We start from the raw sequence: 12,073 nt of genomic DNA on the forward strand, positions 1-12,073 counted from the left end.
GCGCAATTACACGTGGTCGCGCACAATATCGGACATGCACGAAAGCGTTCCCGACCTGAAGGTCAGACATCACGATGGCCAGTCGTTTGCGATATACATCAACGCTTCCAAAATTACCCCCGAACTCCAAGAGAAGGTCACAAAGAGAAGCATTCACGGCGCCCACTCGATCGACGCGGATGCCGAAACACCGACACCATTTGGCGCAACGATTCAACACGCCTTGATGAAGGCGCACCACACTGGCATCGGCCTACTTATCTTCGGCTTCCTGCTGATAGTAATACTCGGCGATGACAGACTGTCGGCACTACTCGGCGCCGACGACCCATTCATGGTAGTTTGCATAGCCCTACCTTTACTCGCTGGAATTTTCACGTTCTCCATCTCGACAATCTGGCGTCGATATAGAGAGTGGAAGATTCTCAACAATCCTTTAACTCTTAATCACCGAGACACAGACTCCATAAGGCGAGCAACGGATCGGCTAGACTTCACTGATGGGAAGGTGCCGAATATCGGACAGTTCGAACCCGGCGAATGCCGCTGCCGCAAGCTCGCAGGTCGAATATCTCTACTACACCGCTCGATTGTAGGATCCCAATCGTGGTCAGGACCCCATCTCACCGATCAACGTTCAGAACTGAGCCTGGATGTTCAATACCGCGAAATAGTTCGAGACATCCTCAGCTTCCACATTGATCAGGAGTATCTAGGACCCCGTCCCGAAGGTGCTGGAGTAGCTGCCGAACTCGCCAAGCGCGAATGGGACCTCGCCAACGAGGTACTCGACGCTGCCTGGTCTACACTCACCGATTGGGCCAGTGGTTACGAAGCGTTGAATCGGACTGTTTCAGAGCTAGACCAAGTGTTGGAGCATTCATCCATAACTGTACGTGCGGGAGCAGTTTCCGAACGAGCAGCACACCTCGCCGGCCGTCGCGAGATTCACGCCTTATCTGAATCCAACCTCCACAACCAATCAAGGTACGTGGCCGCAGTAACCTCTGCAATAGCCGAACTGGTAGAAATCGCCCCAAGCCGATTGGAGGCGATACAAGCCATCGCGCCTGACCGCCTTCGGCAATGACCGTCGCCTGGCAGAATCTGGCACCTACAACATGGCCGACCAGAGTTCCGAATTATCGACCATCAGCCACACTGAACATGTGGCGGCAATCAACTCGGCGATCAACGAATTGGTCGAACACTCGCCGAGTAGGCTGGAAACCTTAAAATCCTTTACCCCCCTCGACAGAAAATTGAACCGAGAGAGCTTCCTGATCCATGCAACAGCTACGCTCAGAACATAATTTCCGGGTAGATATCGACAACAGGTCAGTCGACTATATCAACCTTCATCTGGTTCAAGGCTCTCTACAGGAGAAGATTGGATCGCGGACTTCGGCGCGGCGATCTTCGCTCGAAGATGCAGATCCACAGCCTGAGCAGCTCAAATCAATAGTCTCAAGATTCGGTGAAAACCTTCTATTCAGAGGGCTCGGGCTAGCTATGGTTTCATTTCTCCCCATTCTGCTCCTATTCGGCGGGCCACCGAACTCGACGCAGCGCAGTATCGCAATAGCAGTCGGTTTCGTAGGTCCAGCGGCTATTATATTCCCCTTTGCCTGCGCGACACTGCTGAAGGATCTACGCAAATCTAGGAACATCAGGAAGGATCGTCTGAATCTGGCCGACCGAGAAAGATTCGAGATCCAGAGAGCAACCGAGACTCTCATGTTGGGCGGAGTGCTATCGTCTGAGGAGCTTTCCTTCACTCCAGAAAATTGCGCATGCGGCGATCTCATCCGGACCGCGGATGGGCTTTGCCGGCGAATCGTGGATGCCGACGCCTGGTCCAGCGAATACCTCCGGAGTCAACGCGCCCAGTTCGATCCTGGAGCCGAGCGAACCGCCATCATCAACGCAACGATCGACCTGCACTCCAGCGAGCAGTACCTCGGTCCCCGCCCGCAAGGCGACGGAACCTCGGCGCTGTTGGCCACCCGGGAGTGGGATTTCACTGTCGAGGTCCTCGCCGACGTCTGGACGGGACTCCGCGACCGCATCGCCGGCCTCGAGTCCCTCGCTCACGCCGTAACCTCGCTGGATCAGGAACTAGCTCATTCCTCGACCGCCAGTCGCGCCGAGGAGATAGCGCGCCACGCCATGCCGCTCGCCGTGGGCTATGAACTCGAATCTCTTGGTTCGGACGGATCTCGCAACCATGCTCGCCACGTGACTGCGGTCACTTCCGCAATCCGGGAACTTGTCGAACACTCCTCTGACCGAACGGAAGCGGTGAAATCGCTGGCTCCGCGGCGAGCGGAATCGCATCCGAACCGTAGGCGAGACGGGTGACGAGATGGCGATGCTCGGAGCGAGCCGGGTACTCGTTGTGCCGCACTCGATCTGGTGCACTCAGCGATTTCGGTGTCACCGGTTGCTGCGGGTGGGGTCGGTTGGTACGTTCCGGCCACCTCCTGGTGCTCGAATCAGGTTGGAACGAAGGGAATTTCATCGTGAAGCGCATTCTCACCCTGGCCCTCACCGGCGCCGCTGCCACCGGCCTCGCCATCGGAGCGGCATCGGCGGCGACGATCGATGCCGGGTCCTTTCCCACGCGGGCGGCATGTGAGAGTGCCGGCAAGGCGCAGCTGCACGGTGAGGTGCTGGGGTACCGGTGTAGTGCCACCTCGCCGAATCAGGCCACCGGGGACTACTACTACGTGCTGTACCTGCAGACCAACGATCCCAACCGGCCGTGCCAGACCGGCGGGACCGGTTCGGGTGCGGCGTCTGTCGAGATGTTCTGTTTGTTCGGGACCCAGTAGGCGACAGCTCACCCGGGGTGGGTGAACTCGGCGATCAGGCGTTCCATCGACCGTCGCCGGTGTTCCTCCCGGACCAGATCCAGGGCCGTTTCGGGCCGCGGCATCGGGTCGAAGGCGGGCGGGTCGGCACCGGCGGCCGCGATCACGGCCGCTTGGACGCCCTGTACCGCATCGACGATGGTCAGCAGCAGGTAGGTGTCGAGGGTGTAGCCCTCGGGAGTTGCCGCGCCGTCGAAGGTTTCGTCGCGGTCCTCGATTGCCAGCAGTTGCTCGGCGAGATCCCGGTCCATGGCGACGGCGGTCTTGAACTGTGATCCGCGCGGGAGCCGGTCCTTGAAACGCCAGATGGTTCGCCAGTCGCGGGTACGCAGCTGGGCGGGCCCGAAGCAGTCCCGGACATCGATGCCACGCTCGAGCAGGTCGTAGTCGAGCGCGGCACCGAAGCGGTCCCAGAACTCTACGAGCCCTCGGATCCCCCCGGCAGCTCCGCCGCGCCGGCACCGAAGAAGTGGGCGTAGAGGTCCTCCTGGAAGGCGATCCACTCGTCGAGCGGGCGGTCGTCGAAGAGTTCCTCGACCGCGTCGAACTGCTCCCCGAGCAGCACGGCGAGCTGTTCTTCTTCGTCTTCGGTGGTGCGCAGGGCTTTGGCCTGGCGGCGGGTCATCGGCTCGATGACGATATCCGCGGTGAGCCGGTACGGGCCGCGGCGTTTGGCGGCCAGCTCCTGCTGGATCTCGTAGAACCGGCCCTCGTCGCTGACACGGGGCTTCGTGGCGGTGGCCGCCGGGGTCTTTCGCTGTGTTGCCATAGATGATGCTCCGGGTGGTGTCGTGGCGAATGCGCAGCCGCATCCGGTTTCCGGATGACCGGGCTCCGACCGACGATCGGGGGTCGGAGCTCCGGCCCGGACTACTACTTGTGGTTGCTCTCGGCAGCCGTCGGGCGAGCGGTGCGCTGGGGACGGTGACCGAGCGAATACACGGCGTTGACGTAGCTGCTCGCGTCGTGCACCTGGTACTCGGTGGTGCCGTCGGTCATGGTGACCGGGAACTGGGTGGGGATGGCGCTCATGATGTTGGTTCCTCTTCTTCTTTCGATCAGACGGATGCGACGGTGATGCCGGTCTTGTCCAGCAGGTTCTTCCAGCCGAGACCACCGAATCCGTGCGCGACGGCGTAACCGGCGGTGTCGTCCTTGAACGCGGTCAGGGTGAGCTTCTGCGACAGCACCTTGGTGGGCGTCCACTGCTCGCCGGCGTACTTGGTGACGGCGACCTTCGGCATCACCTTGAACACGTAGATCGGGGCGGCCTCGTTGCCGTCCCTGCCGATCACGATCGCGGAGTAGTAGGTGACCTGCTCCGAGGTCGGCTGGGCGAAGAACACCTCACCCGAATCGGCGGCCGCCTCCACCTGGGCCAGGTTGGCGCTGGTGGTCAGTTCGAGGGTCATCGCATTGGTCTGCTGCGGCTCGAACTCCAGCGTGGTGATATCGCTGGTGATGTCGTCGCGGGTGGCCTGCAGCTCACCGTAGGACTCGATCGACGCATTGGTCTGCTTGCGGGCGAACGAGACGCCGGTCTTCTTGTCGATCAGGCCCACCGACTTGAATTCGGGCGGCAGCGACTGCAGCGCGCCGGTGGCGTCGGTGAAGTTGGCCGGTACAGCGGTGTACCAGGGCGCCAGGAACACCGCGGCGTCGAGCGGCTTCAGCAGCAGCTCGCGCTGGGCGTCCTTCAATGTGGTCAGATCGGTGACGGGCATGGATTCTCCATTTCTTCGAGGGGTTTGCCGCCTACTGGCGGCGGGCGTGCAGCGTGAACCCGAGTTCGACCACGGCGGCCAGAGGGTCCAGATCAGGGAACTGTGTGGTTCCCTGGTCACGCTGCAAGGTTGTCGCGCGGTACGGGATGCGGGCGGGCGGTGATTCGCGCGCCCAATCGATCAGCACACCGTTGACATCGGTTCCGGGTGCATCGAGTAGTGCTTCCCGCGCCTGCGCGGCGAGCTGGGCCGCGGCGGCGCGATCGGCGGCCAGCGCCGCGATCCGCACCTGGGCGACGTAGGTGATCGCGTTCTCGTCGAGGCTGCCGTCGAGCCGGCGGACCCAGAGGATCGGCAGCGCGCCGTCCAGTTCGGTGCCGGTGGCCGGAAGTTCCGCGACGGTCGTGGCGATCGGCGAGTACAGGTCGATCAGGAACTGTTCGAAGTCGGGGAACTCCCCCGTCGCCGGGTACGGCGAGGTCACTGCTTCACCTCGATGTCGACGTGCAACGCTCCGGCGCCTGCGGAGTCCTCGTCATGCTGTTCGGCGGTCATGAATGTCTCCATTCGGTCGGATCGGCCGTGCCGGGAGTTGCTTTGGCACAGCGGAATCGGGTCAGAGGTCCCGCCCCCGGGGTAGTTCCCGGGGGCGGGACCGAGGCGCCCCGGTGCCGTCGCGCAGCAATCGCGTCTGCGACCGCACACCACCTGCGGGAGACGGGTGCGCTGACCGGATCGGGGCGGGCCATGCGGCGGGCGATCAACCCGCGGATACGACGAGACCCCGATCCGGCGGATCGGGGTCTCAGGTCCTTGTTCGGTTGTCGTTGCGGCCGGGGGCTGTCGCCGGTGCGGTTCGACCAGGTGCAGCCCGGGGCCGGTGACGGGGCAGCCGCCGCGGGGAAGGGCGCCCGGGGTGGCTGAAGCGATCACCGCTGTGCGGATAGCGGGTGCAACCGACGAGGCGCTGGTGCGTGGCGATTCAGACCAAGGAAGCCTCGAGTGAGGCGGTGCGGCGGGAAACCTCTTGCACGTCAGCCAATTTCAGTAATTGGACATGGCGAAGCCCGCTGCAACCAGTTTGGGACTTGCGCTACGAATTGTCAAGGCCCGCCCCAGAATTCCTCGAAACCGCAGCTCGAGGGCGGTTCCAGCGAGCTACTGGTGGCCGTACGCTCCGCTGAAACGACCTTGGCGTAAGCGATTTCGGCGCCTGATCGACCGTCAGACATCCAGCACCCGGCGGTAGTCCGACGCAGTCGGCTCAGCGGGCCGCGTCCAGACAGAGTGCCGGACGCGGACAGCCGAGACCACTGCCCGGAGCGGCTCCCGACACCGCAGCACCGGTGAAGGCGGCGGGCCGGACCACCGGGCCGATCGCGGCGACTCCACAGCCGCGGTGCCCCCGGCGATTTCGATCAGGCAGCGCTGGTGAATGAGACATCGACTGTGGCACCGAGTGCGGCTGCAAGCCGATCGAGCAGGGTCAGCGTTGGCACATGCTCACCGGCCTCGAGCCGCGAGATCGCGGCTTGGCTGGTTCCCGCGCGCCGGGCGAGTTCGGTCTGCGAAATACCGAGCTCGACCCGCCGCTCACGGACGGCTCGACCCAACTCGACCGCCCGCTTCTCCGCCTCGTAGCCTGCCCGAACGATTGATCCGTCCCGCGGCGTTCCCTGACCGATATCCCACCTGACATGCGGGTTCTCGCCCATGTCAGACCTCTCTCTCGAAACTGTCCACTGCGTGGCCGTGATTGGCCTCGCACTCCTTCTGCGCCTGCAGCGCTCCGGCAACCTCGCCTGATTCTCGCTGCCGGGTCTTATAGAAGACAGTAAGTAGAACTACGCGTCGTTGCGGAGCTAGCCAATACGTAACCCGCACGGCTCGGCCGTCCAGGCTGAGCGCAGTTCCCGAACCTTGCCCCCGAGATGTCTCGAGTACGGCTCACCTAACGTATCCGCCTGTTCTGCCAGCATCTCCGCTCGATACCTCGCTCGACCGTAGTGTTCATCACTCAGTGACTCCAACCATGCCCGGACCTCGGGTTCGACTTCCAAGTCGAACAGCATCATGCTATCAATGCATATATGCTACACGTGATATAGTCGCAAGTCTGGCCCCGCAGGACTTGCACGGCGGCACCAGACTTCTTGTTCAGACGAAGGCGCCGAGCCCCACCAAGCCGATGACCTCCAGGCCGAGGCCGAGGTGCGAACCATGTTCAGTGGCGACGCCTTATCCGCCAGCGCGAGCCGGCGCCGCTGGCGATGGCGGATCGGGGCCAGAGCGAGACTGGTCTCTTTCACGGGGTCGGGCCAGTCGCCGGTGTTCCCCGTGTATCAGATGGTCCAGATATGAGTTCGGCCCCGCCGATGAGCGGGGCCGAATTCGTGTCGGTCGGCTCAGAAAGGGCCGATGCCCTGCAGGGGATTGCCGCCGTGCAGGAACCAGTAGGTGCCGATGGCGGCGGCGAGGGCCAGCAGGACCACCACGGCGGAACCGTAGGCGGGGCGGGTGGCCCAGCCTCGGGTGCGGTCAAGGGACCAGCGGCCGGGGCCGGTGAGGATGATCGCCAGGGCCGAACCGGCCAGGATGGTGTCGAGTTCGACGCCGGTGGGAGTGGCCGCGTTGTACTGGAAACCGGGGACCATGCCCTGCTTCCACATCCATGCGGTCGCGATGGTGGCCAGGACCGCACCCGCGGCGAGCGGGGTGGCCAGGCCGATCACGAGCAGGATGCCGCCGCCGAGTTCACCGGCGATCACCAGCGCGGTCGCCAGCGACGGGTGATCCCAGCCGCCGTTCTCCATCATGGACTCGGTGCCGTCGAGGCCGGGGCCGTGGAACCAGCCGGCCAGCTTCTGCAGGCCGTGGTAGATGAAGGTGTAACCGACCACGAGCCGCAGCACGAACAGGCCGAGGTCCAAGGTGCCGCGGCGGGCTTCGCGGTTGCGCCGCTGCAGGCGGACCGAGTCGGCCGACGCGGCGGTCGCGGGCGGGATCGTCGCGTACCCGTAGTCGTCGCCGCTCCCGCCGGTGGTCCGGGCGGTACTCGCGTCGGGCACTTCGTCGCCGGGGTCGAGCCCGAGGTCCTCGTCGGTGCGGGGGACGTCCTTCGGGTCCGGCTTACGCATCTGCCCCGTCGGCGAATCGTACGGGCTGGCCACCGGGTGACCAGCCGAGGGATCAGCCGCTCCGGCCTGCGCCGGGTCATCCGCCTTCGAAGGGTCATTCGACTTGTCCGTCACCACCTCACCTTATGACGTGTGCACGTGGTGTGCTGTCCTTCTCCGCATCAGGCGTGTCCGCCCCGCTCGACTGCCGGTAACGTCTGGGCCATGAGTTCGGTATTCGCGGCCCGCGTAGTAGTCGGCTTGGCAGTGTGCACCGCGCTGGTCGCCGGGTGCGCCCGCTTCGACGAGTCGGCGTCGAGCCCGTTCACCGAAGAACCGACCGTCGGTCTCGACGCGGAGCCGAAACCGCCCGAGGATCCGCCCGGGCAGGCGCCGCGGCCGACCGGCCCGTGCATCGACCCCGATCCCAATGTCATCGCCACCTGCATGGATTCGGGCGCCGGGTTGGTCGGGCTCGGCGAGCGGGCGCTGGTGGCCGAGCGGCGCACCGGCCGGATTCTCGCGGTGACGCCGGTCGACGCGAGCACGCCGCAACCCCCGCCGGAGGAAGTGGCGAGCCTGGCTGTCGACGGGTCGGGCGACGGCGGCATCTCCGATCTCGTCCTCTCCCCCACCTTCGGTGAGGACGGGCTGATCTACGCCTACATCACCACCGGCAGCGACAACCGGGTGGTGCGACTGTCCCGCAACGGCGCCCCCAAGGAAATTCTCACCGGGATCCCCAAGGGCACCACCGGCAACCGTGGGGCACTGGAGTGGGCGACGCCCTCACAACTGATGGTGCTCACCGGCGATGCCGGACGCCCCGGTGCCGCAGCCGATCCCGCATCGCTGGGCGGCAAACTGCTGCGGCTGGATTCGCCGTCCTCGGGCACCAACACGCCGCAGGTGGTGGCCTCGGGCATCGGCTCGGCCGGTGACATCTGCCGCGACGGCAAGGACGGCATGTGGGTCACCGACCGCACCGCCGCCGAAGACCGCTTGCAGCATCTGAGCCCCGACGGCAACCTCACCGTCTCCTGGACCTGGCCGGACCACCCCGGTGCCGGCGGCTGCACCGGCACTCCCGACGGCGTCGCCGTGGCCATGAGCGAAGCCAAGGCCCTCGCCGTTGTCACCGCCGACCCCAACACCTACGCCGTCACCGCCGACCCCACGCTCATCTCGCAGGACAAGTACGGCAAGCTCCTCGGCGCCACCGCGGGCGCCGACGGCACCGTCTGGGTGACCACCATCAACAAATCCGGCGGCGAACCCGGCGAATTCGACGACCGTGTCGTGCGCATCCCGCTGACCGGTGGCAGTGCGGGCGGTCCGGACTAGACCCTGCCCGAGCACGAAACGGCCGCCCGCACTGCGCAGTACGGGCGGCCGTTCTCGTCAGCTCAGCTGCAGGCGGCGATGACCAGGTCGCGGACCCGGGCGGCGTCGGCCTGGCCGCGGGTGGCCTTCATGACGTCACCGACGATCTTGCCCGCGGCCTGCACCTTGCCGGCGCGGATCTTGTCGGCGATGTCGGGGTTGGCGGCGAGGGCCTTCTCGACCTCGGTCTGCAGCGCGGAATCGTCGCTGACCATGCCCAGGCCCTTGGCCTCGACGATGGCGGCGGGCTCACCCTCACCGGCCAGCACGAAATCGACGACCTGCTTGGCGACCTTGTTGTTGACCGTCTTGGCCTCCACCAGGGCGATCACCGCGGCCACCTGGGCGGGAGTGATGGGCAGTTCGGGCAGGGCGACGTCGCGTTCCTTGGCCTTCTCGGTCAGGTACGCCACCCACCAGGAGCGCGCCTCGTTGGCGGGGGCGCCCGCCTCGACGGTGGCGACGATGAGGTCGAGGGCACCGGCGTTGACCAGGTCGCGCATCACCTCGTCGGACAGACCCCAGTCGGCCTGGATGCGCGCGCGCACCAGCCACGGGTACTCGGGGATGGTGCCGCGCAGTTCCTCGATCCACTCGGCGGCCGGGGCGACGGGCTCGAGGTCGGGCTCGGGGAAGTAGCGGTAGTCCTCGGCGGTCTCCTTGCGCCGCCCGGCGGCGGTGGACCCGTCGGCCTCCTGGAAGTGGCGGGTCTCCTGCACGATCTCGCCACCGGCGGTGAGCACGGCGGCCTGGCGGCGCATCTCGTAGCGCACCGCGACCTCGACGCTCTTGAGCGAGTTCACGTTCTTGGTTTCGGTGCGGGTGCCGAATTCCTGCGCGCCGATCGGCATCAGCGACACGTTGGCGTCACAGCGCAGCGAACCCTGCTCCATCTTGACGTCGGAGACGTGCAGCGACCGCAGCACCTCACGCAGCGCGGTGACGTAGGCGCGGGCCACCTCCGGGGCGCGTTCCCCGGCACCGGTGATCGGCTTGGTGACGATCTCGATCAGCGGCACGCCCGCCCGGTTGAAGTCGAGCAGCGAGTGGCTGGCGCCGTGGATGCGCCCGGTGGCACCACCCACGTGCAGCGACTTGCCGGTGTCTTCTTCCATGTGCGCGCGTTCGATGTCGACGCGGAAGATGCTGCCGTCGTCGAGGATCACGTCGAGGAAGCCCTCGGTGGCGATCGGCTCGTCGTACTGGCTGATCTGGTAGTTCTTCGGCTGGTCCGGGTAGAAGTAGTTCTTGCGCGCGAACCGGCCCCACGGGGTGATCGAACAGTTCAGCGCGAGACCGATGCGGATGGCCGATTCGACGGCCTTCTCGTTCACCACCGGCAGTGAACCGGGCATGCCGAGGCACACCGGGCACACCTGGGTGTTGGGTTCGGCGCCGAACTCGGTGGGGCAACCGCAGAACATTTTGGTCGCCGTGGACAACTCGACGTGGACCTCCATGCCGAGCACCGGCTCGTACCGGGAGATGACATCGGCGTAATCCATCAACTCGACCGTGGGTGCACTCATGGTGAGGAGTCTATGTAAAGCCACCGACGGCTTCGGCTGGTGGTCCTACCGGGGTGGGACGCGCTCGGTGAGCCAGTCGGTGACATAGGTGAGCACGGCCGGATCGATGGTGGTCTCGATGGTGCCGTACTCGCTGGGCTTGCCGGTTTCGGTGGGCTGCATCAGGTGGTTGACCCCGGGGAAGGTGTGCACGGTCGCCTCGGGTGCGCCCGCCAGGTACTCGCGCATCGGCTGTTCGCTCTGTGTCGCGGGGACCTGCTGGTCCTTGCCGCCGAAGAAGGCGAGCACCGGCACCCGTAACGCCTCCAGCGCCGGTTTCGGGTCGTAGGTGACGAACGAGGTCATGTATGGGGTGTTGAACGTGTCAACCGCCTCCTGGGGGGCACGTTCGCCTTCGGGCTGTGAGTCGTTGTGCTGCCGGGAGAAGGCTTTGGCACCGTCGATGTCGCCGGCTTCCAGCAGTGCCGACCACCTGGTGAGGTAGTCGACCTGGGCATCGATCTCTTCCTGCGGGGCGCCGGCCGAGCTCATGATCACCTTGTTCTGCTCGATCAGCACGTCGGCGCCGGAGACCGCCGGGCCCGCCATCAGAATCGCGAAGGCGACGTTGCTGTCGGGCTGGGACGCGACCAGCGGGGCGAGGTAGCCGCCCTCGCTGTGGCCGAACAGTCCCACCTTGTCCGGATCGATCTCGGCACGGTCACGCAGGAAGTCGATGCCGGCCGCGGCGTCGGCGGCCAGGTCGGGGTAGGTCGCTTCGTCGAGGGTGCCGCCGGTGCCGCCGACACCGCGGTCGTCGGTGCGCAGTACGGCGTAGCCGGCACGGGTGAAAGTGTCGGCCAGCAGCCGGAACGGGCGGTGACCCATGATCTCTTCGTCGCGGTCCTGCGGGCCGGAGCCGGTGATCATCACGATGGCCGGGAAGGGACCGGTGCCTTCGGGTTCGGTGAGAGTGCCCGCGATGGTGATGTCGCCGCTGCGATAGGTGACGTCCTCGCTGCGGTACGGGAAGGGCGGTTCCGGGTCCTGCGGCCGGGCCGGTCCTTCGATGGCACCGCGCTGCAGGGTGAGCGGCACCGTCTCACCGGACTGCGCCCAGTCACCGGTGAGCCGGTCGTTCTCCAATGTCCCGCGGAAGCCCGGGTCGCCGGGAACGTCGGGCATCGTGAACTCGACCCGATCCGGTTCGGTGCGCACATCTTTCAGTGGCGCTGCGCGCACGCCCTGCATGGGGATGTCGATGGTGGCCGAACCGTCTTCGGCGAAGGTCACCCCGACCGGGATGGGCCGGCCCGGCACTTCGATGTCGCCGTGCCAACTGCCCTGCACGGTGGGCGCCGGGGAGTCGGTGTCTTGCGAGCATCCCGCCACCAGGGCGGCGACGACCGACAGGACCGTGATGATCACTCGAGCGGTGCGCATGGGGCCACGGTACCCATCCGCACCGA

At 65.6% G+C, this 12,073-nt stretch carries 14 protein-coding genes; 4 read left to right on the top strand and 10 right to left on the bottom strand.

Annotated features, from left to right (window positions below; genetic code table 11):
* Window positions 1–34: 34 nt before the first annotated feature.
* The 3 genes from ACFO5K_RS12510 (at window position 35) to ACFO5K_RS12520 (ending at window position 2,834) form a co-directional block, all read left to right on the top strand.
* On the top strand, window positions 35–1,090 hold the full coding sequence (locus ACFO5K_RS12510; RefSeq protein ID WP_378560775.1) for a hypothetical protein: 1,056 nt from the start codon (window positions 35–37) through the stop codon (window positions 1,088–1,090).
* 197 nt (window positions 1,091–1,287) lie between these two features.
* A complete protein-coding gene (locus ACFO5K_RS12515) occupies window positions 1,288–2,361 on the top strand; it encodes a hypothetical protein (protein WP_378560778.1) in 1,074 nt (357 codons plus the stop codon).
* Window positions 2,362–2,522: 161 nt separating this feature from the next.
* Window positions 2,523–2,834 (top strand): hypothetical protein, encoded by a 312-nt coding sequence (locus ACFO5K_RS12520; RefSeq protein WP_378560781.1) that lies wholly within the window; start codon window positions 2,523–2,525, stop codon window positions 2,832–2,834.
* An 8-nt stretch (window positions 2,835–2,842) separates the two neighbouring features.
* On the opposite strand, the gene ACFO5K_RS12525 is transcribed toward ACFO5K_RS12520, so the two are convergent.
* The 8 genes from ACFO5K_RS12525 to ACFO5K_RS12560 form a co-directional block, all read right to left on the bottom strand.
* Entirely contained in the window at window positions 2,843–3,124 is a 282-nt protein-coding gene (locus tag ACFO5K_RS12525; protein WP_378560784.1) for a hypothetical protein, read from the bottom strand.
* A gap of 167 nt (window positions 3,125–3,291) precedes the next feature.
* Entirely contained in the window at window positions 3,292–3,642 is a 351-nt protein-coding gene (locus ACFO5K_RS12530) for a hypothetical protein (protein WP_378560787.1), read from the bottom strand.
* Between the two features lie 104 nt (window positions 3,643–3,746).
* Entirely contained in the window at window positions 3,747–3,905 is a 159-nt protein-coding gene (locus ACFO5K_RS12535; RefSeq protein WP_378560790.1) for a hypothetical protein, read from the bottom strand.
* 26 nt (window positions 3,906–3,931) lie between these two features.
* Window positions 3,932–4,597 carry a phage tail tube protein gene (locus ACFO5K_RS12540; protein WP_378560793.1) on the bottom strand — a complete coding sequence of 222 codons (666 nt, stop codon included), beginning with the start codon at window positions 4,595–4,597 and terminating at the stop codon, window positions 3,932–3,934.
* Between the two features lie 31 nt (window positions 4,598–4,628).
* Window positions 4,629–5,081 (bottom strand): phage tail termination protein, encoded by a 453-nt coding sequence (locus ACFO5K_RS12545; RefSeq protein WP_378560796.1) that lies wholly within the window; start codon window positions 5,079–5,081, stop codon window positions 4,629–4,631.
* A 934-nt stretch (window positions 5,082–6,015) separates the two neighbouring features.
* On the bottom strand, window positions 6,016–6,312 hold the full coding sequence (locus tag ACFO5K_RS12550) for a helix-turn-helix transcriptional regulator (protein WP_378560799.1): 297 nt from the start codon (window positions 6,310–6,312) through the stop codon (window positions 6,016–6,018).
* Window positions 6,313–6,459: 147 nt separating this feature from the next.
* Entirely contained in the window at window positions 6,460–6,672 is a 213-nt protein-coding gene (locus ACFO5K_RS12555) for a type II toxin-antitoxin system RelE/ParE family toxin (RefSeq protein WP_378560802.1), read from the bottom strand.
* A 330-nt stretch (window positions 6,673–7,002) separates the two neighbouring features.
* Complete coding sequence (locus ACFO5K_RS12560) at window positions 7,003–7,734, bottom strand: DoxX family protein (protein WP_378560804.1); 732 nt, start codon at window positions 7,732–7,734, stop codon at window positions 7,003–7,005.
* Window positions 7,735–7,938: 204 nt separating this feature from the next.
* On the opposite strand from ACFO5K_RS12560, the gene ACFO5K_RS12565 reads away from it, so the two are divergent.
* Window positions 7,939–9,057 carry a PQQ-dependent sugar dehydrogenase gene (locus ACFO5K_RS12565; protein WP_378560806.1) on the top strand — a complete coding sequence of 373 codons (1,119 nt, stop codon included), beginning with the start codon at window positions 7,939–7,941 and terminating at the stop codon, window positions 9,055–9,057.
* A gap of 62 nt (window positions 9,058–9,119) precedes the next feature.
* Here ACFO5K_RS12565 and gatB read toward each other — a convergent pair whose 3' ends face one another.
* The gene (gatB, locus tag ACFO5K_RS12570; protein ID WP_378560808.1) at window positions 9,120–10,625 is read right to left on the bottom strand and encodes an Asp-tRNA(Asn)/Glu-tRNA(Gln) amidotransferase subunit GatB; all 1,506 of its coding nucleotides are present in this window, start codon (window positions 10,623–10,625) and stop codon (window positions 9,120–9,122) included.
* A gap of 45 nt (window positions 10,626–10,670) precedes the next feature.
* Window positions 10,671–12,047, bottom strand: coding sequence for an alpha/beta hydrolase family protein (locus tag ACFO5K_RS12575; RefSeq protein ID WP_378560810.1), 1,377 nt, complete (start codon window positions 12,045–12,047; stop codon window positions 10,671–10,673).
* Between the last annotated feature and the right edge of the window lie 26 nt (window positions 12,048–12,073).

The organism is Nocardia halotolerans, from assembly GCF_042650145.1.
Classification (GTDB): Bacteria; Actinomycetota; Actinomycetes; order Mycobacteriales; family Mycobacteriaceae; genus Nocardia; species Nocardia halotolerans.

Excerpts from the sequence above, each read along its gene's own strand:
- ACFO5K_RS12510 (WP_378560775.1), top strand. The coding sequence starts at position 35 with ATGCACGAAAGCGTTCCCGACCTGAAGGTCAGACATCACGATGGCCAG.
- ACFO5K_RS12515 (WP_378560778.1), top strand. The coding sequence starts at position 1,288 with ATGCAACAGCTACGCTCAGAACATAATTTCCGGGTAGATATCGACAAC.
- ACFO5K_RS12525 (WP_378560784.1), bottom strand. The coding sequence starts at position 3,124 with ATGGACCGGGATCTCGCCGAGCAACTGCTGGCAATCGAGGACCGCGAC.
- ACFO5K_RS12530 (WP_378560787.1), bottom strand. The coding sequence starts at position 3,642 with ATGGCAACACAGCGAAAGACCCCGGCGGCCACCGCCACGAAGCCCCGT.
- ACFO5K_RS12535 (WP_378560790.1), bottom strand. The coding sequence starts at position 3,905 with ATGAGCGCCATCCCCACCCAGTTCCCGGTCACCATGACCGACGGCACC.
- ACFO5K_RS12540 (WP_378560793.1), bottom strand. The coding sequence starts at position 4,597 with ATGCCCGTCACCGATCTGACCACATTGAAGGACGCCCAGCGCGAGCTG.
- ACFO5K_RS12550 (WP_378560799.1), bottom strand. The coding sequence starts at position 6,312 with ATGGGCGAGAACCCGCATGTCAGGTGGGATATCGGTCAGGGAACGCCG.
- ACFO5K_RS12555 (WP_378560802.1), bottom strand. The coding sequence starts at position 6,672 with ATGATGCTGTTCGACTTGGAAGTCGAACCCGAGGTCCGGGCATGGTTG.
- ACFO5K_RS12560 (WP_378560804.1), bottom strand. The coding sequence starts at position 7,734 with ATGCGTAAGCCGGACCCGAAGGACGTCCCCCGCACCGACGAGGACCTC.
- ACFO5K_RS12565 (WP_378560806.1), top strand. The coding sequence starts at position 7,939 with ATGAGTTCGGTATTCGCGGCCCGCGTAGTAGTCGGCTTGGCAGTGTGC.
- gatB (WP_378560808.1), bottom strand. The coding sequence starts at position 10,625 with ATGAGTGCACCCACGGTCGAGTTGATGGATTACGCCGATGTCATCTCC.
- ACFO5K_RS12575 (WP_378560810.1), bottom strand. The coding sequence starts at position 12,047 with ATGCGCACCGCTCGAGTGATCATCACGGTCCTGTCGGTCGTCGCCGCC.